Annotated in this window: 19 protein-coding genes, 15 tRNA genes and 3 rRNA genes; 32 read left to right on the forward strand and 5 right to left on the reverse strand. The window is 48.3% G+C overall.

The genetic code is table 11. From position 1 onward, the window contains the following. Window positions 1-117: 117 nt before the first annotated feature. Window positions 118-1263 carry an amidohydrolase gene (locus tag HNY42_RS04735; RefSeq protein WP_188005190.1) on the reverse strand — a complete coding sequence of 382 codons (1146 nt, stop codon included), beginning with the start codon at window positions 1261-1263 and terminating at the stop codon, window positions 118-120. A 15-nt stretch (window positions 1264-1278) separates the two neighbouring features. Beyond that, complete coding sequence (locus tag HNY42_RS04740; protein ID WP_188005191.1) at window positions 1279-2187, reverse strand: TIGR01777 family oxidoreductase; 909 nt, start codon at window positions 2185-2187, stop codon at window positions 1279-1281. A 125-nt stretch (window positions 2188-2312) separates the two neighbouring features. Between HNY42_RS04740 and HNY42_RS04745 the strand changes: the two genes are divergently transcribed. The 5 genes from HNY42_RS04745 to HNY42_RS04765 all read left to right on the forward strand — a co-directional run bounded on the left by HNY42_RS04745 (window position 2313) and on the right by HNY42_RS04765 (window position 7947). After that, entirely contained in the window at window positions 2313-3134 is an 822-nt protein-coding gene (locus HNY42_RS04745) for a RecX family transcriptional regulator (RefSeq protein WP_131504180.1), read from the forward strand. A gap of 346 nt (window positions 3135-3480) precedes the next feature. After that, entirely contained in the window at window positions 3481-5208 is a 1728-nt protein-coding gene (locus HNY42_RS04750) for an ABC transporter ATP-binding protein (protein ID WP_131504179.1), read from the forward strand. Window positions 5209-5225: 17 nt separating this feature from the next. Then, complete coding sequence (locus tag HNY42_RS04755) at window positions 5226-7286, forward strand: ABC transporter ATP-binding protein (protein ID WP_131504178.1); 2061 nt, start codon at window positions 5226-5228, stop codon at window positions 7284-7286. Window positions 7287-7345: 59 nt separating this feature from the next. Beyond that, window positions 7346-7660: a DUF1811 family protein gene (locus tag HNY42_RS04760; RefSeq protein WP_131504177.1), complete on the forward strand. Its 315-nt coding sequence runs from the start codon at window positions 7346-7348 to the stop codon at window positions 7658-7660. Between the two features lie 2 nt (window positions 7661-7662). Continuing rightward, window positions 7663-7947, forward strand: coding sequence for a YfhJ family protein (locus HNY42_RS04765; protein WP_188005192.1), 285 nt, complete (start codon window positions 7663-7665; stop codon window positions 7945-7947). Window positions 7948-7999: 52 nt separating this feature from the next. Here the strand turns inward: HNY42_RS04765 and HNY42_RS04770 are convergent, their stop codons facing one another. Continuing rightward, complete coding sequence (locus tag HNY42_RS04770) at window positions 8000-8983, reverse strand: metal-dependent hydrolase (protein WP_131504175.1); 984 nt, start codon at window positions 8981-8983, stop codon at window positions 8000-8002. Window positions 8984-9090: 107 nt separating this feature from the next. Here HNY42_RS04770 and mutY point away from each other — a divergent pair, with 107 nt between their 5' ends. The 4 genes from mutY to HNY42_RS04790 all read left to right on the forward strand — a co-directional run bounded on the left by mutY (window position 9091) and on the right by HNY42_RS04790 (window position 13022). Next, entirely contained in the window at window positions 9091-10107 is a 1017-nt protein-coding gene (mutY, locus tag HNY42_RS04775; protein ID WP_131973594.1) for an A/G-specific adenine glycosylase, read from the forward strand. Then, window positions 10107-10532, forward strand: a complete 426-nt coding sequence (locus tag HNY42_RS04780; protein WP_131973593.1) for a hypothetical protein — start codon at window positions 10107-10109, stop codon at window positions 10530-10532. The genes mutY and HNY42_RS04780 overlap by 1 nt, the downstream gene beginning before the upstream one ends. A gap of 117 nt (window positions 10533-10649) precedes the next feature. Further along, window positions 10650-11192, forward strand: coding sequence for a nucleoside tri-diphosphate phosphatase (locus tag HNY42_RS04785; RefSeq protein ID WP_012369561.1), 543 nt, complete (start codon window positions 10650-10652; stop codon window positions 11190-11192). 42 nt (window positions 11193-11234) lie between these two features. Continuing rightward, window positions 11235-13022, forward strand: coding sequence for an ABC transporter ATP-binding protein (locus tag HNY42_RS04790; protein ID WP_131504172.1), 1788 nt, complete (start codon window positions 11235-11237; stop codon window positions 13020-13022). Between the two features lie 52 nt (window positions 13023-13074). On the opposite strand, the gene HNY42_RS04795 is transcribed toward HNY42_RS04790, so the two are convergent. After that, window positions 13075-14373: a glutamate-1-semialdehyde 2,1-aminomutase gene (locus HNY42_RS04795; RefSeq protein ID WP_131504171.1), complete on the reverse strand. Its 1299-nt coding sequence runs from the start codon at window positions 14371-14373 to the stop codon at window positions 13075-13077. Between the two features lie 174 nt (window positions 14374-14547). Here HNY42_RS04795 and perR point away from each other — a divergent pair, with 174 nt between their 5' ends. Next, on the forward strand, window positions 14548-14970 hold the full coding sequence (gene perR, locus HNY42_RS04800; RefSeq protein WP_251138800.1) for a peroxide-responsive transcriptional repressor PerR: 423 nt from the start codon (window positions 14548-14550) through the stop codon (window positions 14968-14970). A gap of 14 nt (window positions 14971-14984) precedes the next feature. Here perR and HNY42_RS04805 read toward each other — a convergent pair whose 3' ends face one another. After that, a complete protein-coding gene (locus HNY42_RS04805; RefSeq protein WP_012369565.1) occupies window positions 14985-15347 on the reverse strand; it encodes a DUF2614 family zinc ribbon-containing protein in 363 nt (120 codons plus the stop codon). A gap of 134 nt (window positions 15348-15481) precedes the next feature. On the opposite strand from HNY42_RS04805, the gene HNY42_RS04810 reads away from it, so the two are divergent. The 22 genes from HNY42_RS04810 to trmL all read left to right on the forward strand — a co-directional run bounded on the left by HNY42_RS04810 (window position 15482) and on the right by trmL (window position 25047). Then, window positions 15482-16351: a nucleotidyltransferase-like protein gene (locus HNY42_RS04810; RefSeq protein WP_131504170.1), complete on the forward strand. Its 870-nt coding sequence runs from the start codon at window positions 15482-15484 to the stop codon at window positions 16349-16351. A gap of 341 nt (window positions 16352-16692) precedes the next feature. Next, window positions 16693-18254 (forward strand): 16S ribosomal RNA (locus HNY42_RS04815). A gap of 165 nt (window positions 18255-18419) precedes the next feature. Beyond that, window positions 18420-21334, forward strand: a 23S ribosomal RNA gene (locus tag HNY42_RS04820). 48 nt (window positions 21335-21382) lie between these two features. Further along, window positions 21383-21498: ribosomal RNA gene (gene rrf, locus HNY42_RS04825) — 5S ribosomal RNA — on the forward strand. The 16S, 23S and 5S rRNA genes sit together here with 15 tRNA genes alongside, the layout of an rRNA operon. 6 nt (window positions 21499-21504) lie before the next feature. Beyond that, window positions 21505-21579 (forward strand) — tRNA-Asn (locus tag HNY42_RS04830). A 26-nt stretch (window positions 21580-21605) separates the two neighbouring features. Next, a tRNA-Ser gene (locus HNY42_RS04835) sits at window positions 21606-21696 on the forward strand. Between the two features lie 21 nt (window positions 21697-21717). Beyond that, window positions 21718-21792 (forward strand) — tRNA-Glu (locus HNY42_RS04840). Window positions 21793-21803: 11 nt separating this feature from the next. Continuing rightward, window positions 21804-21877, forward strand: a tRNA-Met gene (locus HNY42_RS04845). An 11-nt stretch (window positions 21878-21888) separates the two neighbouring features. Continuing rightward, window positions 21889-21964: transfer RNA gene (locus HNY42_RS04850), tRNA-Asp, on the forward strand. A 7-nt stretch (window positions 21965-21971) separates the two neighbouring features. Beyond that, window positions 21972-22047 (forward strand) — tRNA-Phe (locus tag HNY42_RS04855). A gap of 27 nt (window positions 22048-22074) precedes the next feature. After that, window positions 22075-22158, forward strand: a tRNA-Tyr gene (locus tag HNY42_RS04860). Window positions 22159-22162: 4 nt separating this feature from the next. Beyond that, window positions 22163-22233, forward strand: a tRNA-Trp gene (locus HNY42_RS04865). Window positions 22234-22246: 13 nt separating this feature from the next. Beyond that, window positions 22247-22319: transfer RNA gene (locus tag HNY42_RS04870), tRNA-His, on the forward strand. Window positions 22320-22329: 10 nt separating this feature from the next. Beyond that, window positions 22330-22401 (forward strand) — tRNA-Gln (locus HNY42_RS04875). 8 nt (window positions 22402-22409) lie between these two features. After that, window positions 22410-22484, forward strand: a tRNA-Gly gene (locus tag HNY42_RS04880). Between the two features lie 6 nt (window positions 22485-22490). Further along, window positions 22491-22564: transfer RNA gene (locus tag HNY42_RS04885), tRNA-Cys, on the forward strand. A 35-nt stretch (window positions 22565-22599) separates the two neighbouring features. Continuing rightward, window positions 22600-22680: transfer RNA gene (locus tag HNY42_RS04890), tRNA-Leu, on the forward strand. 4 nt (window positions 22681-22684) lie between these two features. After that, window positions 22685-22755, forward strand: a tRNA-Gly gene (locus HNY42_RS04895). Window positions 22756-22795: 40 nt separating this feature from the next. Further along, a tRNA-Gly gene (locus tag HNY42_RS04900) sits at window positions 22796-22866 on the forward strand. A gap of 87 nt (window positions 22867-22953) precedes the next feature. Further along, on the forward strand, window positions 22954-24099 hold the full coding sequence (gene queG, locus HNY42_RS04905) for a tRNA epoxyqueuosine(34) reductase QueG (RefSeq protein WP_131973271.1): 1146 nt from the start codon (window positions 22954-22956) through the stop codon (window positions 24097-24099). After that, entirely contained in the window at window positions 24089-24574 is a 486-nt protein-coding gene (locus HNY42_RS04910) for a methylated-DNA--[protein]-cysteine S-methyltransferase (protein ID WP_188005193.1), read from the forward strand. The genes queG and HNY42_RS04910 overlap by 11 nt, the downstream gene beginning before the upstream one ends. Further along, entirely contained in the window at window positions 24574-25047 is a 474-nt protein-coding gene (gene trmL, locus HNY42_RS04915) for a tRNA (uridine(34)/cytosine(34)/5-carboxymethylaminomethyluridine(34)-2'-O)-methyltransferase TrmL (protein WP_026829115.1), read from the forward strand. Before HNY42_RS04910 ends, trmL begins: the two co-directional genes overlap by 1 nt. Window positions 25048-25205: the final 158 nt, after the last annotated feature.

The raw sequence follows: 25205 nt of genomic DNA on the forward strand, positions 1-25205 counted from the left end.
TTTTGTGAAAAAACATACGAAAATAAGACATTTCTTGCAAACGAAAAAGCCTTACTTTCATAACAAAAAAAGCCTATGATTTTCAACGGATTTCCGTTAAAATCGTAGGCTTTTTTCTTAAGACATCGATGTCAGATGGGTATGTTCAAAAATAACTTTTCCGTCAATCATGGTCATCAAAGGCTTCGCCAGATAATCGAGCGGGAAGTGACTCCAAAGAACAAGATCGGCATCTTTTCCAACTTCAATGGAACCGACACGATCCGCAACGCCAATCGAACGGGCCGGATTAATCGTGATGGCACGAAGCGCGATATCAACCGGCAGTCCTTCACGGGCGGCAAGACCGGCACATAAATTTAAATATTGAACCGGTGTGTACGGATGATCCGTCGTGATTGATACTTCAAGACCATGTTCATGCAGAACACGATACGTTTCCCATGTTTTGTTTTTGAGTTCGATTTTTGACTTTCGTGTAAAGGTCGGACCAACCGTGACATGTTCAATCGGTAATTGTTGCAGTTCTTTGGCAACGAGATGACCTTCTGTACAATGTTCGATTCGGACATCGAGCTCAAACTCTTCTGCAAAACGAATCGCTGATAAAATATCATCGGCTCGATGGGCGTGGACACGGAGCGGCATTTCTTTTTTGAGGACCCGTTCAATCATCCGGTGCGCAAATGTATCTGCGGTCCGTTGCATCTTCACTTCAAGAAACGCTTCCCGCAACATACCCATGATTCCCATGCGCGTCAATTCACCGGCACGACCGGCACTATGGACACGTTTTGGATTTTCACCGAGCGCAATTTTTAATCCGGCATACTTCCGTAAAATCATATCATCGATGAAGCGGCCATGTGTCTTGATGACACTTGTGACACCACCGATGATATTCATGCTGCCCGGCATGACTTGTACCGTCGTGACACCATGTTCGATCGCTTCTTTGAATCCTTCGTCGAGTGGATACACGCCGTCGATTGCCCGCAAGTGGGGCGTCATCGCGAAAATGGTTTCATTGGCATCGTTTCCGACTGTACCGGTTCCTTCATCGTACAAACCGAGATGGGTGTGGGCATCGATGAAACCGGGAAGCAGGAAGCGGCCTTCTGCTTCGATGACACGTTCGTTCTCTTTGGCATCCAACAATTCATTGATTTCATGAATCTTTCCATCTTTGATTCGGATATCGCCATAAAAATTATCTGACGTAATCGGAAAAATATGTGCATTACGTATTAAAACATCCAACATTGTTCAACCCCTGTATTAGTTTGTGTGCTCGAGATTCTGAAGTGCATCCTTTAATTCAGCATACCGAAACTTGTAGCCGTTTTCGAGAGCTTTTTTTGGAATGACACGGGCACCCTCGAGTACGATAACACTTTTTTCTCCTAGAGCGAGCTCGAGGGCAAAGCGTGGAGCCGGTAACCAGTGCGGACGGTGCAACACTTTTCCAATCGTTTGACCAAACCGGCGCATCGTTTCCGGATGAGGGGCTGTAATGTTGAGCGGACCGTTGACAGACGGTGTCGTCAGTGCGAACAGGAACAGTTCGACAAGATCGTCGATATGGACCCAGGAAACCCATTGTTTCCCGTCGCCCATCGTGCCGCCGCCGAATAATGTATACGGCAGGCGCATCAATGGATAAGCACCGCCTTCTGTACTGAGGACGACACCAATTCGCGGATGAACGAGACGCACACCGCTGTCGGCAATCGGTTGAGCGAGATTTTCCCATGCGACGCAGACATGGCTGAGGAAGTCGGCAGTCGGGGGGATAGTCGTTTCTTCCGTAAACGTCTGATGGCGGTCCTGACCGTAAATTCCGACGGCAGAAGCCGATAGGACGACATCCGGTTTTGAATCGAGGGCCTGAATAATCCGGACGAGTTCTTTCGTCGAGTCAATCCGGCTCTCCAGGATGACGCGTTTACGTTCTTCTGTCCAGCGCCCTTCATTGATGGAAGCACCTGCTAAATGGATGAAGGCATTTACATCGTTTAAGTGATGTTCGGGTGTTGCTGTATCCGTCAGCCATTCAACGTAAGAGACAGCACCTTCTGTTTCCTTCGGTGAACGGGTTAAAATGACAATCTGGTGGCCTTCGTTAAGTAATCGTTTTGTTAATGCCTGTCCAATCATTCCGGTTCCGCCTGTAATCGCTATTTTCATAACTAGAGTCATCCTTTCGTTCAATCTATATGAATACTTGTACATATGTTCCCGTTTGTCCATTTCACTCAAACCTCATTCAACATGTTATCGTTGCAGGAGAAGATGAAAAAGGAGGAACCGACTTGAAAATCACACGGATTTCAACCCAAAAGAAAAATACGGAACGCTTTAATATCTACATCGAGCGTGAAGGGAAGGAAGAATATGCGTTTGCCGTTGATGCCGATATCCTAATCAAATACAATCTGCAACGAGATAAAGAGCTGGACGATGATTTCGTCAAGGAAGTGCTGACGGCGGAAGAACAACAAAAAGCGTACCGCTTATCACTCAATCATCTGTCATATCGGATGCGGGCGACGAGCGAAGTGGAATCGTATTTGATCGAAAAAGAGACGCCGGAACATGCCGTCAAGCATGCCATCAAACGATTGACCGACCAAAAATATTTGAACGATCAACAATTTGCGGAAGCGTATACCGCGACAAAAAAAGCGACGACACCGCAAGGACCGGGTAAAATCCGCCGGGATTTAGAAATGCTGAAGATTCAAAAGACGTATATTGATCAGGCATTGACAGCATTCACGGAAGAAGAAGAGCTGGAAAAGGTGTTGAAGTTTCTTCGGCAAAAACAAAAAGAACTGGCCCGCCGATCGGTTCGGGAACTAAAGCAGAAACTGCAACAAACCCTGATGCAACGCGGATTTTCATCGGAGGTCTCGAAGCTCGGGATTCAACAAGTGTTCGAAGAGGTGGAAGCGGACACAGAAGAATCTGCCGCTTTGTACCAGGCACGAAAATATTATCCGAAGTATCGGAACTTGGAACCGTTCGCCCGGGTTCAAAAAACACAACAAGCATTGGTTCGAAAAGGATTTCCGTATGCACTCGTTTCGGAAGTGATCGAACAGGTTAAGCAGGAAGAAGCGGACGGAATATAAGTTTTCACTTCATTTTAAAAGATTAGACACAAAATTGACAATTGTTCGATAATTATGCTATTCTACGCTCAGATTAAGAAAAGGAGGAACCGTCAAATGAAACAGCCAATTGTAAACGCACTTATTAAACAGCTGAATATGGCGGAGACTCTCGAACTCGTATAAACACTACTTTCAGTGTGCGATTGACAGGGAATCCGTTCCCCGAGCACGCAGACCATATCGTCGATTCACATCGTCTTTAGAAAGGCAGATGGATTCTCGGACTGCTCCGGAAATCCGTCTGCCTTTTTTGCGTGCTTGGAAACGTGTAACACCATTATGAACGACAAAGGGGGGAGCCATCGTGCGATTATTTCGCCAACTCAGTTGGTTTCTGAAAGAACATAAAAAATCGTATTTGATTGCCGTGTTACTACTGATCGTGACCGGCTTCATCGACTTGACACCACCGTGGTTGATCGGAAAAGTGATTGACGGACTACGTTCCGGATCCATGGACCGGACGACATTGATTCAATATGTGGTAGGTCTGACCGTTATTTCCATTACGTCTTTTATTCTGACGTACTTGTGGCTTGCGAAATTATTCGGGACAGCCTTTTTACTCGAACGGACGTTGCGCAGCCAATTCTTTACGCATTTATTAAAGCTGACGCCAACTTTTTACCAACGCAACCGGACCGGGGATTTAATGGCACTTGCGACCAATGACTTGAAGGCAGTAGAACGGACAGCCGGCTTTGGTGTCCTGACGCTCGTCGACTCGTTAAACATGACGGCCATTACACTTGTCGTCATGGGAGTGGCAATCGATTGGAAACTGACACTTGCGGCATTGTTACCGATGCCGATTCTCGCTTACGCGATGAATAAACTCGGCAGCCAGATTCATGGACGGTTCATGACGGCGCAGGATGCGTTTGGCACGATGAATGACCAAGTCGTGGAATCGATTTCCGGTCTGCGGGTCATTCGTTCATTCGTTCAGGAAGACATCGATGTCAAAAAATTTGATGCTGTGACGAGTGATGTATTTGATAAAAACATGCACGTTGCAAAAATTGATGTCTTATTCGAGCCGATTATCAAATTACTCGTCGGAATCAGTTATCTGATCGGCTTATCGTTCGGGACTTATCTTGTCTTTACGAACGACATCACGCTTGGGCAACTCGTTGCCTTTAATATTTATCTCGGAATGTTGATTTGGCCGATGTATGCATTCGGGGAATTGATTAACGTCATCCAGCGCGGAACAGCAAGCCTCGATCGTCTGCAAGCGACGATGCGGGTGAAACCGTTGATTACGTCAACACCGGTCGCAGATGTGGATTTTCCGGAAACAATCGTTTTATCTGATCTAACGTTTACGTATCCGGGAACAAAACAGCCCGCCTTACGCGATATTAACGTGACAATCGAACAAGGCAAGACAATCGGGATTGTCGGTCCGACCGGCGCCGGAAAAACAACATTGTTGCGGCAGTTTTTACGCGAATATCCGCTGGGGCGCGAGATGTTGCAAGTCAACGGGATTCCGTATGAAGACGTCGCCTTGGAAACGGTCCGCGGCTGGACCGGTTATGTCTCGCAGGAACATCTTTTATTCTCGAAAACGGTACGGGACAATATTTTGTTCGGTGCCGGAACGGCAACGGAAGCTGAATTGCAGGAAGCGATTCGTCTAGCATCGTTTACGACGGATATTACGATGCTCGATCAAGGTCTTGAGACGTTGGTCGGGGAACGGGGTGTCACGTTATCCGGTGGACAAAAACAACGGCTGTCGATCGCCCGGGCGATGTTGAAAAAACCAAAATTATTACTGCTTGACGATTCGTTATCCGCGGTCGATGCGAAAACCGAATCGCACATCATTGAAGCGATTCGAACCAACCGCGAGCAGGCAACGACATTGATTGTCGCGCACCGTTTGTCTGCTGTTGCCCATGCGGACGAAATCCTTGTCCTGCAGGATGGTCAAGTGACCGAACGGGGCACGCACGAACAACTGATGAACCATAGAGGATGGTATGCCGAACAGTTCGAACGGCAAAGTGAAGAAACGTAAGGTAGGAGGTGTCGAACGTGAAGGAAGAAGAATTGTATTTATTAGATCCCGTTCGTCGGAAAACGACGATTCGATCGCTTGTCCGTTATGCGATGTATGAAAAACAAGCGATTTTCCTAGGATTATTTCTATTGATTTTAGCAGTCGGAGCAGAACTGACCGGACCTTATATTGCGAAAGTCATCATCGATGAGCATATCGTCGCGATTGAAAAGGACTGGGTGGAAGTGAAAGATGGAGGACGGGTCGAGTATGACGGGCGTCAATTTGCGAAGAAGCAGGACGTCCCGTCCTCTGCCGTCATTCAATCCATTTCGATTGTCCAGTCAAAAGACGGCTATTATTTTGTACCGAAACAAGTCGTGAGCGGTGGAGAACGCAGTGTGGAGGATGGGACGTTGACCGTCACGCGGGGCGATGAGGTATTTCGTTACGCAAACGTCGCGAAGCTCACACAAGGACAAGTGTATGATTTTTATGCTTCCGACTTAAAAGCAGTCGGCTGGCTATCCTTGATGTATATCATCCTGCTGTTAATCGCAGCCGGTTTGAACTGGGTGCAACAAATCCTGCTTCAGCGGTCGGCGCATAAAATCGTTAAACGGATGCGGCTTGATGTCTTTACACATTTACAACGGTTGCCGGTCCGCTATTTTGACCAAACACCGATTGGGAAGATTGTCAGTCGTGTAACGAACGATACGGAAACAATCCGTGATTTGTATTTGGGTGTGTTGGCACGGGTCTTTTCAGGACTGATTACGATGGCTGGAATTTTAGTAGCAATGTTTTTCCTTGATGTCCGTTTGGGATTAGTTTCGTTGCTGATTATTCCGATTGTCTACTTCTGGATTCAGTTGTTCCAGAAGCTCGCGACGGAAAATAACTTCAAAGTCCGGTCGCTTGTTGCTGATATGAATGGTCAATTGAATGAGAATATTCAAACGATGCCAATCATTCAAGCGTATGCGCGGGAAAAAGAAGTGTTGGCGGAATTTGAGCAGAAAAATGAAGAGAACTATCAAACCCGCTCCAAGTTATTGCGGCTCGATGCCTTGATGTCGCATAACTTATCTTATTTCTTAAAAAACCTGACGCTTGCCTTGTTGATCTGGGTCGTCGCCGGAAAAAGTCTGACCGATGGGACGTTTTTATCGCTCGGTATTTTATACGCCTATATCGATTATGTCTCCCGGTTATTTGAACCGGTGACTCAAATCATGAATCAACTATCACCACTGCAACAAGCACTCGTTTCGGCAGACCGCATGTTCCAACTGCTCGATGAAAAAGGCGAAGAAGTCGGAAAAGGACGTTTACCCCGTTTCGCCGGTCGCGTGGAATTCAAACAGGTCGGCTTCAGTTATGATCCGGGCCATCCTGTCTTACAAGAAATCGAGATTGATGCCCGTCCCGGTGCGACCGTCGCTCTCGTCGGACATACCGGAAGCGGGAAAAGTTCGATCATGAATCTTCTGATGCGTTTTTATGATCCGTCATCCGGTCAATTGTTGATTGACGGACAAGATGTTACGTCGCTGCCAAAACAGGCGGTTCGTGACCACATGGGCATCGTCCTGCAGGATCCATTTTTATTCACCGGAACGATTCGGTCGAACATCACGCTCGGAAATCCGGCAATTTCGGAAGAGCGGATCCGGGAAGCGATCGTGGCTGTTGGAGCAGACCGGTTCATTGACCGGCTTCCTCAGGGACTTGATGAACCGGTCATCGAAAAAGGGGCGACCTTATCGGCCGGTGAACGGCAGTTAATCAGCTTTGCCCGGGCACTGGCATTTGATCCGGCCATTTTAGTGCTCGATGAGGCGACAGCGAGTGTCGATTCCGAGACGGAAGCGATGATTCAAGAAGCGTTGTTGACCTTGACGAAAGGGCGGACGACGTTCATCATCGCCCACCGCTTGTCAACGATCAAAGACGCCGACGAAATCATCGTCCTCGACCAAGGACGGATTGCCGAACGCGGTACGCATGACGAGTTACTCAAAAAACAAAAAATCTATGCCAAAATGTATGCGTTACAAAGTAAACGGAATCTCGAACTGAAATCAAGCTAACTCCATCATTTTTCTTCCTCTTTTCGTATATACTAATGACGAAGAGGGGGAGTTTTTTTATGGAGACACGTATGAGTCAGTTATCAAAATATGAATTAGAGATGCTCGTGACGAAATTAAATGAGCAGAAACGTAAAGCCGAGCAACATGGCAACATGAGTGAAGTCGAGGTGATTATCCGTAAGATTGCGATTGCCCAAAGTTATTTAGTCGACGCCAGCTGGTTTGAGACGGGGCGTTTTTACCGGATTGCCGGAGAAGATGCACGATTCGAACTGCATTTCGTCAACGGTGTCATGGGCTGGGGGCATTTTGAAGGGACAGTCAACGAAGTGGCGATTCCACTCGCGTTGATTCAAGAAGAGGAGGAATGACGATGGATCAAAATCGTTCAGAAGCATTAAAAGGATTGTCGGAAGAATTACAAGAAGTCAATGAGACGCTGACGCCGCTTGAAGCCTTGACGTGGGTGGAAGTCTTATGGGAAGATTTTGAAGCGACACTTGCACGAGCGGGAGAAAAATACCAAGGTGAGGCAGTTGCCGTCCATTTCGTTCAGCAACAAATCAAGCAACACGGTTCGATGCTTCACCGTTTCAATACGACAAATGAGAAATTCAAGCATTTGATGATCGGGCGCGACGACCAGTCATTAAATTAAAAAAGGACTCGCGGTTCGGAAGAATGTCTTCCGAGCATGGCGAGTCCTTTATTCATAAAGCGGGAACGAATAATTTTTTTTGCAACGTCCGTTCACTGAAGACCCATCCTGTGTAAGAACTGACGATTTGACGTGACGTCGCATCGACCCTTACGACAGCAACGAACGGATAGACTTCTTTCGTGAAGTAACGTAAATTCGTGAAACGATATTCAACGATTCCGTCTTTTCGGGAAACGGTATACGTATGAATTTTAGAGAACTCAAGGAAAGCCTGTAAATCGGCGTTCTCTTTGACGATGTCGTATAATTCGTCACCGTGCGGTTCATTCTTGATCCGGAAATTGCCGCATTCGACGACGGTCCCGGAATTGATTTTGACGACCGCATATTCATTTCGAAGACGTGCGGCGACATGCCATTCGTCCCATTTCATTCCGGGAGAAATAAACAGTTTGTGGGCACCGCCATAATAACGGGCTGCCGTTGCCAAGGCATCATTTCGCAACTTAAATTGAACCGCGTAATAGATGATGACGATCGCAATCAGAATCGGGAAAATGACGATTGTTGCACGGGTCAATAACCAAATACCGAACGCACCGTAATACATCGTGAACAGATAGGGATCAAACGTATTGATGACGCCCCACCCAATCCAGGTCTTCTTGAACGGATGAAGTGCCTGCGTACCGTAAGCATTAAACAGATCGACGAAGACATGAAGGGCGACAGCAATCTGTGCCATCAGCCATAATGAAGTTGGTGGAACGCCGAACAGGGCGCCGATGACAATCGACAGTAACAACGGCCAGGCAATCAAGGCAATCAAACCATGGGATTTACCACGGTGTTGTCTCAGGTAGGCACTGTTACCTTTAAATTTAAATACAGTATCAAAGTCTGGAGCATGGGAACCGACCAACGCCGTCGTCGTGACAGCCGCAAACAGCGTAGCGCTTGCAGCGACATCCGGTTCAAGTGTAGAAATGGCGGCGAGGCAAAGTCCCATTCCGATATGCGTACCAGTATCCAATGCGAATTCGCTCCTCTATCATAGTATTCAGGATCATAAAAAACGTAAATTGATTTTAAGGTTAATTGAACTTACTATAACGTATCAAATAGAAAAGAGGTAATATTTTGACTCTTGTTACAGAATATTTCACAAACTTTAATAAACGGCATTTTACAACGGAATTGGTTCAGTGGTTTTTACGGGAACAACGACAATTACCGTGGCGTGAAACGAAAAACCCCTATCACATCTGGATCAGTGAGATCATGCTGCAACAAACACGGGTCGATACGGTCATTCCTTATTACCACCGGTTCACGGAACGGTTTCCAACCCCCCATGATTTGGCGGCAGCCGACCAAAGTGAAGTCTTAAAATATTGGGAAGGCTTAGGGTACTATTCCCGGGTTAAGAACCTTCAAATCGCCGTTCAGGAAGTTGTTGAAAAATATGATGGAATCGTACCGGATGAAAAAGAACGGTTTGAAAGTTTACGGGGAGTCGGTCCCTATACGACAGGTGCCGTTCTTTCGATTGCCTACGGCCATCCGGAACCGGCTGTTGACGGGAATGTCATGCGTGTATTATCCCGGGTTCTTGGGATTTATGACGACATTGCGGCGCCGAAAACACGGAAAGTCTTTGAAGCGGCTGTTCATGAATTGATTGATCACGCGGATCCGTCAAGCTTCAATCAAGGTTTGATGGAACTCGGCGCGATGGTCTGTACACCCAAATCACCGATGTGCGGACTTTGTCCCGTCAATGATGTCTGCTTTGCTTACGAACGGTCCGTTCAAGCAGAACTTCCCGTTAAAACCAAAAAAGGCAAAACCCAGACGATCCAGTATGATGCCCTTGTCTATGAGGAAAATGGACAAGTCGCAGTCATGCAACGTCCGGATACAGGACTCTTGGCCGGTATGTGGCAGTACCCTTTGATTGAATCGACGGAAGAACAGCCCGGAATACGCGTTGGCAGTGTCAAACATATCTTTTCGCACCGGATTTGGGATATCACGGTGTACCGTGTTACGACACAACCGGAAGGAACTATTTTAATGGATGAACAGACATATGAAAAACAACCGATTTCCGTTGCTCAGATGAAGATTGATCGTTTATTAAAGGAGGAACTCTAATGGATCATTTTTATACAGAAACGAAAGTGCCGACGACGAAGGAGCAAGCCTGGTCCTTTTTAAGTGATGCCAAAGCCCTGACGGGGATGACGACGTTTCCGAAAGTACAGACGAACGGGGATACACGGACATATGCGGGGAACACGATTCAGCTGAAGGTCGGTGTTCCACCGGTTTTTGTAAAGTGGGATTCGATCATTCCAATGGTCGGGAGCGACTTGTTCGTGGATGTCGGAGTCAAGGTGCCATTTCCTTTTACAGCCTGGTGTCATCTTCACCGTGTCGAGGAACGGGCGGACGGGGTCTACATGATTGATGACTTGGTCTATAAATCGTATTTACCAAAAGGGTTGGTGGACTTATTTATTCTGAAGCCGATGTTTCAGCAGCGGAAACAGGCGATTTTGCATCATTTTTCAAGTTAAATACCAGTCATTTTCCTGAAAAAGTAGCCTTTCGTTTTTCATGTGTTCTGAAAATGGGTATAATAAGCACGAGAGTATAGAAAAAACTGAATAAAAAGCTTCAGAAAGGAGTAGCACATGAGTCGATTCCCAAAAGAAAGTAGCAAGATTGAGATTCAAAGTTTCAAACATAACGGCAGCTTACACAGAGTTTGGGAAGAAACGCTCGTGCTTAAATCGACGGAAGAAGAATTGATTGGATTCAATGACCGGATCATGGTCAGTGAATCGGATGGTCGTCAGTGGCGGACACGAGAACCCGCGATTTGTTATTTTTCGACAGAACTCTGGTTTAATGTAATCTGTATGATTCGTGAAGACGGAATCTACTATTACTGCAACTTAGGGTCACCTTCGACGTTTGATGAAAAGGATCGAGCAGTTAAGTACATTGATTATGATTTAGATATTAAAGTCTATCCGGACATGTCTTACATGATTTTGGATGAGGACGAGTACGAAAAACATCGCCGGGAGATGAACTATCCGAAAGCGATTGATCGTATTCTGAAGGACAACGTTCAGATTTTGATTCAATGGATCCGCAGTCGCAAAGGTCCATTCAATCCAGCTTTCGTGGAAACGTGGTATCGTGAATACGAAACAAGATATCGGAGATGATGGTTCGCCATCGTCTTTTTTTAGTGGAAAGAAGGGAAATACATGGGTAAAGCAAAACAAAAACAGTTAAAAGAGAAGGGTTCCATCCGGCGGTACATGGAATTCGTCAAACCGTATAAAAAACAAATTCTCTTAACGGTGTTCGTCGGGATCATCAAGTTTTCGATTCCGTTAGGATTGCCGCTGCTCTACAAGTACATCATTGACAATTTACTTGATAATCAGACCGTTCCGCTGGCGGAGCGCAGTAAAGAGCTGGCCTACTTGATCGGAGCCGGATTCTTCGTCTTCCTTGTCATCAAACCGCCGCTTGAATACATTCGGCAGTATCTGGCCCAGTGGTCGGCGTCAAAAATTTTATTTGATGTCCGGAACCGTCTGTTCGATCATGTTCAGAAATTGTCACTCCGCTTTTATTCAAATACGAAAACCGGTGAAGTCATCTCCCGGATCATCAATGATGTCGAACAAACAAAAGATTTTGTCGTCACCGGACTCATGAATTTATGGCTCGATATGATTACGATTTTGATTGCCATCGCTATCATGTGGACGATTGATCCGAAACTGACACTCGTCGCCATCATTCCGTTGCCGTTTTACGCACTCGCGGTCAAGTTCTTTTACGGACGACTCCGCAGTCTGACACGGGACCGTTCCGCAGCTCTTGCTGAGCTTCAAGGACACTTGACGGAACGGGTCAACGGAATGGCAGTCATTCGCAGTTTTGCGCTTGAACCCCATGAAAACCAGGCGTTCAAAAAACAAAATGACGGATTCTTGACAGCGGCCTTACGCCAAACGAATTGGAATGCCCGGACGTACGTCGTCGTCTCGACGATTACCGATTTTGCACCGATTTTGATTTTCGGAGCAGCAGCCTTCCTCGTTCTGAACGAACAGGAATCACTTGGGACGATGGTCGCCTTTATTGCCTACATTGATCGTCTGTACGCACCGCTCGGTCGTCTCGTGAACTCTTCGACGACACTGACCCAGTCGATTGCCTCGATGGACCGGATGTTTGAATTCCTGGATGAGCCGTATGACATTACGGAAAAAGCCAATGCGAAAAATCCGGTTGCTGTCAAAGGGAACGTCCAGTTTGAAAATATCAGCTTCTCATACGAAGAAGGCGGCGAACGGGCGATTGACCGGTTGACGCTCGATGTTCAGGCCGGAGAACGGATAGCATTTGTCGGGATGTCGGGCGGTGGGAAATCAACACTGGTCAGTCTGATTCCCCGTTTTTACGACGTATCCTCCGGGCGAATCACGCTTGACGGCGTCGACATTCGTGATTTGAAGTTACGTGGTCTTCGCGATCAAATCGGTATGGTCATGCAGGAATCGATTCTGTTCAGTGAATCGGTCGAGATGAACATTAAGATGGGGAATCCCGAGGCAACGGATGAAGAGGTGGTCGCGGCAGCGAAAGCGGCCAATGCCCATGAGTTCATTGAACGTTTGGCGGACGGCTATAAAACACCGGTCGGCGAACGGGGTGTCAAATTGTCTGGCGGACAAAAACAACGTCTGGCAATTGCCCGGGTATTCCTTAAAAATCCACCGATTTTGATTTTGGATGAAGCGACGAGTGCGCTGGATTTGGAAAGTGAATCGATGATTCAGGATTCGCTTGCCCGTCTTGCAAAAGGACGGACGACGTTTACCGTCGCCCACCGTCTCTCGACCATCACCGATGCCGATAAAATTGTCGTCATTGAAAACGGTCAGATTACAGAAATGGGACGTCATGAAGAATTAATGCGAAAACGTGGCGCCTACTTTGAACTGTATGCAATTCAAAACCTAGAACTCGTTGAATGAAAAAAGGCTGTTCCGAAAAAATCGGAACAGCCTTTTTGTATGAATGGTTGATTTACAGTTGGGCGAAAGCACGGTTGACAGCAACAATTGTTTCGTCAATGTCTGCTTCCGTGTGAGCCGTCGTCAAGAACCAGGCTTCGTATTTAGAAGGAGCGAGGTTGACGCCTTGTTCAAGCATTAACTTGAAGAAACGACCGAACGTTTCACTATCGGCACGTTCAGCACCTAAATAGTCGATGACTGTTTCGTCCGTGAAGTAAACCGTCAATGCACCTTTAAGACGGTTAATCGTAATCGTGACGTCATGTGTGTCAGCAGCCTCTAATATTCCTTGTTCGAGTTTTGCACCGAGACGGTCGAACTCTTCGTATACACCGGGCTGTTCGAGCAACTCGAGACAGGCGATTCCAGCTGCCATCGAAGCCGGATTTCCCGCCATCGTACCTGCTTGATAGGCAGGACCAAGTGGCGCAACATGTTCCATGATATCTTGGCGTCCGCCATAAGCCCCGATCGGCAGACCGCCGCCGATGATTTTTCCGAGCGCTGTCATGTCTGGGCGGATGTTCAAGAGTTCTTGTGCACTACCGTACATGAAACGGAAAGCAGTGATGACCTCATCATAGATGACAAGAGCACCGTGTTCATGGGTGATGTCGTTGATCGCTTCGAGGAAACCGGGTTGAGGCTCCACGATTCCGAAGTTTCCGACAATCGGTTCGACAAGCACACAGGCGACTTGATCGCCCCATTCTGCCATGATTTGACGGTAAGATTCGATATCGTTGAACGGTGTCGTAATGACTTCTTTGGCTGTCGCTTTAGTGACGCCGGCCGAATCAGGTGAACCGAGTGTGGCAGGACCGCTACCGGCTGCAATCAGCATTAAGTCCGAGTGACCATGGTAGCAACCGCTGAATTTGACGACAAGTTCACGTCCTGTATAGGCGCGGGCGACGCGGATCGTCGTCATGACGGCCTCTGTTCCGGAGTTTGTGAAACGCACCTTTTCTAAAGAAGGGATCGCTTGTTGGAGTTTGTGCGCAAAGTCGATTTCGAGACGGTGGGGTGTTCCGTATAACAAACCGTTGCGCGAAGCGTTCGTGATCGCTTCCGTAATATGTGGATGACCGTGACCGGTGATAATCGGACCGTAAGCTGCTAAGTAATCGATGTAACGATTGCCGTCGACATCATAAAAGTAAGCTCCTTCTCCACGCTCCATATAAACGGGTGCACCACCTCCGACTGCTTTATAAGAGCGGGATGGGCTGTTCACACCTCCGACGATACATTGTTGTGCTACTTCATATAATGCTTCGGAAGTCGGGCGATTTGCATGAGTTGACATGATGATTCCTCCAATCCTTGATACGTGAAAAATATCACGATATGATTGTATCATGTCCGTCAAACGTGGAGCAGAGCCGTTGACGGAAAGAGAGAATGTAGGTAGACTAATTATAAAGATTACAATCTAATAATCAATGAAAGATAGAAATGAGGGGATGACGTGGCGAACGAAATGCTAGATGATGCAGTACGCTCTTTACGTGAATCAGGCGTTCGGATGACACCACAACGTCATGCGATTTTGGAATATTTAACGACGGGACATACACATCCGACGGCAGATGAGATTTATCGTGCGCTCGAACATCGTTTTCCAAATATGAGTGTGGCGACAGTTTATAATAATCTACGGGTTTTTAGAGAAAAAGGGATCGTAGAAGAGATGAATTATGGAGATGCTTCAAGCCGTTTTGATTTCGTTACGACGCGTCATTACCATATGATTTGCGAAGGATGCGGGAAAATCGTTGACTTCAACTATCCTGTTTTAGATGACGTTGAGACGGTTGCGGCGCATTTAACAGGTTTTAAAGTAGATCGTCATCGTCTTGAGGTTTACGGGACTTGTCCGGAGTGTCAATCAAACGTGCATTAAAAAAACGAGCTTCCTTAACGGGGAGCTCGTTTACTGTGTTTATTGTACTTTTCATCGAATTCTTTTCCTTCAAGGTTACGATCCATCGTCAGAGGTTCGTCGCAGTGCATGCATAAATCGACTCGCCCGAGGACTTTCGTCTCCTTGCCGCAGTTTGGGCAGGTGACGACTGCTGCTTTCGTCGAAGTGAGTCCGATCAAAAAATAGAGAGCCGTACTGGCGAGGACCATTACAAATCCGACAAGCATGAGGATGACCATGATGATTTCGAATTGTTTTAACAAAAGACCGCCATACATGACAAGCATTCCACCAAAGACAAGGAACATTGCCAAGTTACGGGCGCGGTTTATTTTATTCTTGCGTTGTTTTTTCACATGAATTCCCCCTGTAGTCAGTCTAGCATATTGTTGGATCGAGTCAGAAGCAGGAACGATTGATTTTTTGTCGAAAATGGTAACGGACGAATGATCAGAGTAACGAGTATGGAGTAGAGAAGGGTGAGAAGGAAATGGAACAAGCAACACGAACGATTTATTCAGAATATGCGGCTTATCCGGAGACGCAAGGCATTATCTCTGTTGAAAAAAGGCAACCGAGAGACTCTTTGACCGATCAATTTGATGTTTTACTTTTAGTAATTACCCGAGATCCTTCTATCGAGTGGACAGTGAAACATTATCGTTTGGATACACTTCGGGTTTCATTACATCTTGTGCATGAACAAGTCCTTTCCCGTTGGTTGATTTTAAATGCGAATCGCCGCGCTGTCCATTGGGTGTCGGAAGGGACTATCATTTTTGAACGGAATGACTATTTGACAGATTTAAAAAAACAACTGCTCAATTTCCCGGAAACGGAACGCTGTTTACAGATGTCGCTGTCATTCGCAAAACTACTGCGCCGTTTTCAGGACGGAAGAAATCTGTTCAGTCGCGGGAATTATTATGATGCCTATACGCATGTCCATCATGCACTGCATCATTTGGCCCGATTGTCCGTATTGGAAAAAGGAGCGCATCCGGAAGTCGTCGTTTGGGAGCAGGCGCGACTGGACGATCCGGATGTCTACAAATTATATGAACAACTACTGTTAAGTGAAGAAACATTGGAACAACGGATTCATTTAGCGCTGATCGGACTAGAGCATTTACTGCAATCGAAAGTATTGTCCGGTGGCAGATACTTATTCGAAGTCATGCGAGAGCACGACCATCCTTGGACGATGCAAGAATTGATGGAAGAAAGCCGTTTGACAGAATTGAAAGTTGATTTAGGTAGCTTGATTGATTTCTTCATCCGGAAAGGGTTAGTCCGGATTTCGTACCAACGTACGAAAGGACTTGGAGTTGAACTCGTGACATATGAACCGGTCGTTTGACAGACCGGTTTTTTGTTTTTTAAAATTAAATAGAGTAAGCATATATAGAAGAAAAAAATAATAACAAGAAAAATGATTAAAAAGCATTGACGTTATTATCTCGAGATAGTATATTAATACATGTCGACAGGCACACGCCATTGACGCGATGAAAAAAACGAGAAAAAAACGGTTGACGCATAAGCTATTCCGTGATATCTTATTAAAGTCGCTGAAAACGACACGACGAACTTTGAAAACTGAACGATGAGGCAAAAAACGTATCTTCGGATACAAACAATGAATGAAGCGCAAGCTTCGTCAACGTGACATCTAGTCACAACAACGAGCAAGTCAAACACTTTATGGAGAGTTTGATCCTGGCTCAGGACGAACGCTGGCGGCGTGCCTAATACATGCAAGTCGAGCGCAGGAAGCTCACGGAACTCTTCGGAGGGAAGTGAAGGGAATGAGCGGCGGACGGGTGAGTAACACGTAAGGAACCTGCCCCAAGGATTGGGATAACTCCGAGAAATCGGAGCTAATACCGAATAGTTCTTCAGACCGCATGGTCTGATGATGAAAGGCGCTCCGGCGTCACCTTGGGATGGCCTTGCGGTGCATTAGCTAGTTGGTGGGGTAATGGCCCACCAAGGCGACGATGCATAGCCGACCTGAGAGGGTGATCGGCCACACTGGGACTGAGACACGGCCCAGACTCCTACGGGAGGCAGCAGTAGGGAATCTTCCACAATGGACGAAAGTCTGATGGAGCAACGCCGCGTGAGTGATGAAGGTTTTCGGATCGTAAAACTCTGTTGTAAGGGAAGAACAAGTACGAGAGGTAATGCTCGTACCTTGACGGTACCTTGCGAGAAAGCCACGGCTAACTACGTGCCAGCAGCCGCGGTAATACGTAGGTGGCAAGCGTTGTCCGGAATTATTGGGCGTAAAGCGCGCGCAGGCGGCCTTTTAAGTCTGATGTGAAAGCCCCCGGCTCAACCGGGGAGGGTCATTGGAAACTGGAAGGCTTGAGTACAGAAGAGAAGAGTGGAATTCCATGTGTAGCGGTGAAATGCGTAGAGATGTGGAGGAACACCAGTGGCGAAGGCGACTCTTTGGTCTGTAACTGACGCTGAGGCGCGAAAGCGTGGGGAGCAAACAGGATTAGATACCCTGGTAGTCCACGCCGTAAACGATGAGTGCTAGGTGTTGGGGGGTTTCCGCCCCTCAGTGCTGAAGCTAACGCATTAAGCACTCCGCCTGGGGAGTACGGCCGCAAGGCTGAAACTCAAAGGAATTGACGGGGACCCGCACAAGCGGTGGAGCATGTGGTTTAATTCGAAGCAACGCGAAGAACCTTACCAACTCTTGACATCCCCTTGACCGCTTGAGAGATCAAGTTTTCCCTTCGGGGACAAGGGTGACAGGTGGTGCATGGTTGTCGTCAGCTCGTGTCGTGAGATGTTGGGTTAAGTCCCGCAACGAGCGCAACCCCTATCCTTAGTTGCCAGCATTCAGTTGGGCACTCTAGGGAGACTGCCGGTGACAAACCGGAGGAAGGTGGGGATGACGTCAAATCATCATGCCCCTTATGAGTTGGGCTACACACGTGCTACAATGGACGGTACAAAGGGCAGCGAGACCGCGAGGTGGAGCCAATCCCAGAAAGCCGTTCCCAGTTCGGATTGCAGGCTGCAACTCGCCTGCATGAAGTCGGAATCGCTAGTAATCGCAGGTCAGCATACTGCGGTGAATACGTTCCCGGGTCTTGTACACACCGCCCGTCACACCACGAGAGTTTGCAACACCCGAAGCCGGTGAGGTAACCGCAAGGAGCCAGCCGTCGAAGGTGGGGTAGATGATTGGGGTGAAGTCGTAACAAGGTAGCCGTATCGGAAGGTGCGGCTGGATCACCTCCTTTCTAAGGAAAACGTCCCTTACGGGACATGCCCATCGTTCAGTTTTGAGAGCTCGTCTCTCAGTCTCGCAAGAGACACTCGCACCTTGAAAACTGAAGACATCAACAAGACATCAAATTTTTATAACCATGTCATTAGACGTGTGTTCTTAGAATACCAAAATGCTAGATCAAGGTATGAAGGGCGTACGGTGGATGCCTTGGCACTAGGAGCCGATGAAGGACGCGACGAACAGCGATATGCTTCGGGGAGCAGTAAGTATGCTTTGATCCGAGGATTTCCGAATGGGGGAACCCACCATCCGTAATGGGATGGGACATGTTACATGAATACATAGTGTAGCGTGAGGCAGACCCGGGGAACTGAAACATCTAAGTACCCGGAGGAAGAGAAAGCAAATGCGATTCCCTGAGTAGCGGCGAGCGAAACGGGAACAGCCCAAACCGGAGAGCATGCTCTCCGGGGTTGTAGGACACTCTATACGGAGTCAAAAAGGAAGACAGTAGGTGAACGACCTGGAAAGGTCGGCCGAAGAAGGTGACAGCCCTGTAGCTGAAACTGTTTTCCCTCCAGAGTGGATCCTGAGTACGGCGGGACACGTGAAACCCCGTCGGAATCCGGGAGGACCATCTCCCAAGGCTAAATACTCCCTAGTGACCGATAGTGAACCAGTACCGTGAGGGAAAGGTGAAAAGCACCCCGGAAGGGGAGTGAAATAGATCCTGAAACCGTATGCCTACAAGTAGTCAGAGCCCGTTAATGGGTGATGGCGTGCCTTTTGTAGAATGAACCGGCGAGTTACGATAGCGCGCGAGGTTAAGCTGATGAGGCGGAGCCGTAGCGAAAGCGAGTCTGAATAGGGCGCCATAGTGCGTTGTCGTAGACCCGAAACCAGGTGATCTACCCATGTCCAGGATGAAGGTCAGGTAACACTGACTGGAGGTCCGAACCCACGCACGTTGAAAAGTGCGGGGATGAGGTGTGGGTAGCGGTGAAATGCCAATCGAACCTGGAGATAGCTGGTTCTCCCCGAAATAGCTTTAGGGCTAGCCTCGAGGTTGAGAGTTCCGGAGGTAGAGCACTGATTGGACTAGGGGCCCCCACAGGGTTACCGAATTCAGTTAAACTCCGAATGCCGGCAACTTATACTCGGGAGTCAGACTGCGAGTGATAAGATCCGTAGTCAAGAGGGAAACAGCCCAGACCGCCAGCTAAGGTCCCAAAGTGTATGTTAAGTGGAAAAGGATGTGGCGCTGCCTAGACAGCTAGGATGTTGGCTTAGAAGCAGCCACCATTCAAAGAGTGCGTAATAGCTCACTAGTCGAGTGGCGCCGCGCCGAAAATGTAACGGGGCTAAACATACCACCGAAGCTGCGGATTCCGTAAGGAATGGTAGGGGAGCGTTCCAAACCGCTGTGAAGCTGTACCGTAAGGAGCAGTGGAGCGTTTGGAAGTGAGAATGCCGGTGTGAGTAGCGAAAAGAGGGGTGAGAATCCCCTCCGTCGAAAGCCCAAGGTTTCCTGAGGAAGGCTCGTCCGCTCAGGGTTAGTCTGGACCTAAGCCGAGGCCGAAAGGCGTAGGCGATGGATAACAGGTTGATATTCCTGTACCACCGATCCACCGTTTGAACAATGGGGGGACGCAGGAGGATAGTGACGCATGCGGATGGAAGTGCATGTGTAAGTTTCGAGACCGTCTGATTGGCAAATCCGTCAGGCACCAAAGTCGAGGAACGATGCGGAGTCCCGTAGGGACGAAGGTCACGATTTCACACTGCCAAGAAAAGCCTCTAGTGAGGTGGAAGGTGCCAGTACCGTAAACCGACACAGGTAGGCGGGATGAGAATTCTAAGACGCGCGGGATAACTCTCGTTAAGGAACTCGGCAAAATGGTCCCGTAACTTCGGGAGAAGGGACGCTCTACATGAGTAGAGCCGCAGTGAATAGGCCCAAACGACTGTTTAGCAAAAACACAGGTCTCTGCTAAATCGCAAGATGACGTATAGGGGCTGACGCCTGCCCGGTGCTGGAAGGTTAAGGGGATGGGTTAGCGCAAGCGAAGCTTTGAACCGAAGCCCCAGTAAACGGCGGCCGTAACTATAACGGTCCTAAGGTAGCGAAATTCCTTGTCGGGTAAGTTCCGACCCGCACGAAAGGCGTAACGATTTGGGCACTGTCTCAACGAGAGACCCGGTGAAATCATAGTACCTGTGAAGATGCAGGTTACCCGCGACAGGACGGAAAGACCCCATGGAGCTTTACTACAGCCTGATATTGAGGCTTTGTGCATGATGTACAGGATAGGCGGGAGACGTCGAGACCGGAGCGCCAGCTTCGGAGGAGTCACCCTTGGGATACCGCCCTTCATGCATAGAGTCTCTAACTCGCAGCCGTCATCCGGCTGGAGGACCGTGTCAGGCGGGTAGTTTGACTGGGGCGGTCGCCTCCTAAACAGTAACGGAGGCGCCCAAAGGTTCCCTCAGAATGGTTGGAAATCATTCGTAGAGCGCAAAGGCAGAAGGGAGCTTGACTGCGAGACCTACAAGTCGAGCAGGGACGAAAGTCGGGCTTAGTGATCCGGTGGTTCCGCATGGAAGGGCCATCGCTCAACGGATAAAAGCTACCCTGGGGATAACAGGCTGATCTCCCCCAAGAGTCCACATCGACGGGGAGGTTTGGCACCTCGATGTCGGCTCATCGCATCCTGGGGCTGGAGTAGGTCCCAAGGGTTGGGCTGTTCGCCCATTAAAGCGGTACGCGAGCTGGGTTCAGAACGTCGTGAGACAGTTCGGTCCCTATCCGTCGTGGGCGCAGGAAATTTGAGGAGAGCTGTCCTTAGTACGAGAGGACCGGGATGGACGCACCGCTGGTGTACCAGTTGTTCCGCCAGGAGCATCGCTGGGTAGCTACGTGCGGACGGGATAAATGCTGAAAGCATCTAAGCATGAAGCCCCCTCCAAGATGAGATTTCCCTTTGAGTAATCAAGAAAGACCCCTCAGAGACGATGAGGTAGATAGGTCACGGGTGGAAGCATGGCGACATGCGGAGCTGAGTGATACTAATCGGTCGAGGCCTTGTTCTAGCAGATGATCTTGTTGATGACTTCAGTTTTGAGGGCGCGAGCCCGTCGTCTGGTGACGATAGCCAAGTGGTCACACCCGTTCCCATGCCGAACACGGAAGTTAAGCACTTGAACGCCGAAAGTAGTTGGGGGCTTCCCCCTGTGAGGATAGGACGCTGCCAGGCGATCGTTCCGCAATAGCTCAGTGGTAGAGCAACCGGCTGTTAACCGGTAGGTCGTAGGTTCAAATCCTACTTGCGGAGCCATTTATTACTTCTTCACCACATGCAATGGAGAGCTGTCCGAGTGGCCGAAGGAGCACGATTGGAAATCGTGTAGGCGTCATAAGCGTCTCAAGGGTTCGAATCCCTTGCTCTCCGCCATAACATTTTCAATTATAAAATGGCCCGTTGGTCAAGCGGTTAAGACACCGCCCTTTCACGGCGGTATCACGGGTTCGATTCCCGTACGGGTCACCATTTTTTATCATCGCGGGGTGGAGCAGTCTGGTAGCTCGTTGGGCTCATAACCCAAAGGTCGTCGGTTCAAATCCGGCCCCCGCAATTATTACATACGGTCCTGTGGTGTAGCGGTTAACATGCCTGCCTGTCACGCAGGAGATCGCGGGTTCGAATCCCGTCAGGACCGCCATTATTAAGGCTTTGTAGCTCAGTCGGTAGAGCAGAGGACTGAAAATCCTCGTGTCGGCGGTTCGATTCCGTCCAAAGCCACCATATGATTTTTAATGTTTTCCCATTTGTGGGGGGGTAGCGAAGTGGCTAAACGCGGCGGACTGTAAATCCGCTCCCTCGGGTTCGGCGGTTCGAATCCGCCCCCCCCCACCACTTTAGGGGCATAGTTTAGCGGTAGAACTACGGTCTCCAAAACCGTCAGCGCGGGTTCGATTCCTGCTGCCCCTGTTTTATTATTATGGCGATTGTGGCGAAGTGGTTAACGCACCGGATTGTGATTCCGGCATTCGTGGGTTCAATTCCCATCAGTCGCCCTTTTATTATTGGGCTGTGGCCAAGTGGTAAGGCACTGGATTTTGATTCCAGCATGCGAAGGTTCGATCCCTTCCAGCCCAGCTTTTTGTGCGGAAGTAGTTCAGTGGTAGAATACGACCTTGCCAAGGTCGGGGTCGCGGGTTCGAATCCCGTCTTCCGCTCCAATAAATGGCGCCATAGCCAAGTGGTAAGGCAGAGGACTGCAACTCCTCTATCGTCAGTTCGATTCTGACTGGCGCCTCCAATAATTCTTAATTGAATAGTTTTGCAAGAGATTGTGCCGGTGTGGCGGAACTGGTAGACGCGCACGACTCAAAATCGTGTTCCTTTGGAGTGTCGGTTCGATTCCGACCACCGGTATCTTGCGGGTGTAGTTTAGTGGTAAAACCTCAGCCTTCCAAGCTGATGATGAGGGTTCGATTCCCTTCACCCGCTTTTACCTTTGTACGATCTCATTTAAGATTCACCTGATTATGCGGGTGTAGTTTAGTGGTAAAACCTCAGCCTTCCAAGCTGATGATGAGGGTTCGATTCCCTTCACCCGCTTACCTGAAAAGAGCAACGTGTCGTTTTTAATTGACACTTTGCTCTTTTTGTTTAGCATGGAGATAAACAAGCGAAAGGAGAGATACGATGCAGGGGGAATTGTTGAAAAAAGAATTGCAGAGGTATGCCAAAGAAATTGGTATCGATGAATTCCGTATTACGACAGCGGATCCTTTTCTGGTGATGAAACAGCGTCTCATTCAACAACAAGAAAAAGGATATGCTTCCGGATTTGAAGAACCCGATCTTGAACGGCGGACGACACCAACGCTGTTACTGGATGATGCCGTCTCCATCATCGCAATCGCCGTCGCTTATCCAAGTAAGCTCAAGGATGCTCCGCGTGGAAAAGAAGGGGAACGGCGCGGAATCTTTGGACGTTCTTCTTGGGGACTGGACTACCATCAGGCTCTGAAGCAGCGATTGACATTGCTGGAAGAAAAAATTCAAGAACTGATCCCCGGAGCTCGATCACGTTCGATGGTCGACACGGGAGAACTGGTCGATCGTGCGGTCGCAGAACGGGCAGGGATCGGATTCAGCGGGAAAAACTGTTCCATCATTAGCGAGGAACATGGTTCTTATCTTTATTTAGGAGAATTGATTACAGATCAATATCTGCCTCCGGATGAGCCGGTCGAAGAGTTGTGCGGTTCCTGCAATAAATGTCTCGATGCTTGTCCAACGGATGCACTGATTGAACCGGGTGTCATCGATGCGAAACGTTGCATCTCGTTCATTACGCAAACGAAGACTCTGATTCCTGAACATTTCCGATATGCCCTCGGAAATCGTTTATACGGTTGTGATACCTGTCAGCAAGTTTGTCCATACAACCGGAAAAAACATGCCACACAACACAGCGAACTGCAACCTGATCCGGAACAGGTCAAACCGTTACTCATTCCGTTGCTTTCTCTTAGTAATCGTGAATTTAAAACACGGTTTGGTTCATTATCGGGTGCATGGCGTGGGAAAAAACCAATTCAACGTAACGCCGTCTGTGCGCTCGTACATTATCAAGACCGGACGGCACTCGAGGCTTTGCGAGTGATGGCTGAAACCGATCAGCGGGAAGATATGCGAGCCCTTGCCGTCTGGGCAATTGGTCGGATTGCCGGTCAAGAAGCAAAAGACTATATCCAAGGGCGTCTGTTGACTGATTCTGCGGAAGATGTTCAAGTGGAAGGGAATCGTTTGCTTGAGGAATGGGGGAGCGGGCATGCCGTATAAAAAATTGACCTATACGTTTGGTGAGTTGGTTATCGGGTGGGAAGAAGATGAAGTCGTCTATCTCGATTTTGGACATGACATGAATCGTCTGAAGCAATATCTTGACGAAGCTGCCTATTATGAGGCACCGTTGCCTGATTTTCTAGCCGATGCACTTGAAGCATATGAACGAGGACAGCCGGGCGCATTGGATGACGTTCCTTGCCGGCTAGAAGTGACCGTCTTCCAGCAGCGTGTCTTGGAAGCGTTGAGATTGATTCCGTTCGGCCAGACAGCAAGTTATGGACAACTGGCACGAATGATTGGTTCCGAAAAGGCGGCCCGTGCAGTCGGAGGTGCTTTGAATCGGAATCCAATCGCTTTGATTTATCCCTGTCACCGGATTATTGGGGCATCCGGTAAAATGACGGGTTTTGCCAGTGGCATTGCCCATAAAGAAGCGCTGCTTGCGCGTGAGTTAGGAGAGAAGAATTAATGGCCATTCACGTCGTCATGTATCAACCAGAAATTCCACAAAATACAGGTAATATTTCACGGACATGCGCAGCGACGCATTCAGTCTTACATTTAATACGACCGCTTGGGTTTTCAACGGATGATAAACAGTTGAAACGGGCAGGTCTTGATTATTGGGAGTTCGTTGATGTAAGGTATCATGATTCGTTGGAAGAGTTGTGGGATAAACACCCAGATGGGACGTTCTACTATATCACGAAGTATGGCGAAAAATATCCAAGCCAAGTGGATTTATCGAACGTTGAAGAAGACTACTTTTTTGTTTTCGGACGCGAAACAAAAGGATTACCGTTAAACGTCATTGATGAGAATCTGGATCGTTGCATCCGTCTTCCGCAATCGAATCTTGTTCGTTCGCTCAATGTCTCGAACACGGCTGCCATCATCGTGTATGAAGCACTCCGGCAACAAGGATATGCGAATCTACTGTAAAACAACAGATCCCCCTGACCCGAATGAACGGGCAGGGGGATTTGTTTTATTCGTTACCTTCAGGTTTTTTGTTGTAGCCTGCAGTAAAAATCGCTGTCAAGAAAGCGAGGCTAACGCCTACCATTAAAATAAATGCCATTTTTGCTTCCCCCTTTAGT

Source organism: Exiguobacterium sp. Helios, from assembly GCF_014524545.1.
Classification (GTDB): domain Bacteria; phylum Bacillota; class Bacilli; order Exiguobacteriales; family Exiguobacteriaceae; genus Exiguobacterium_A.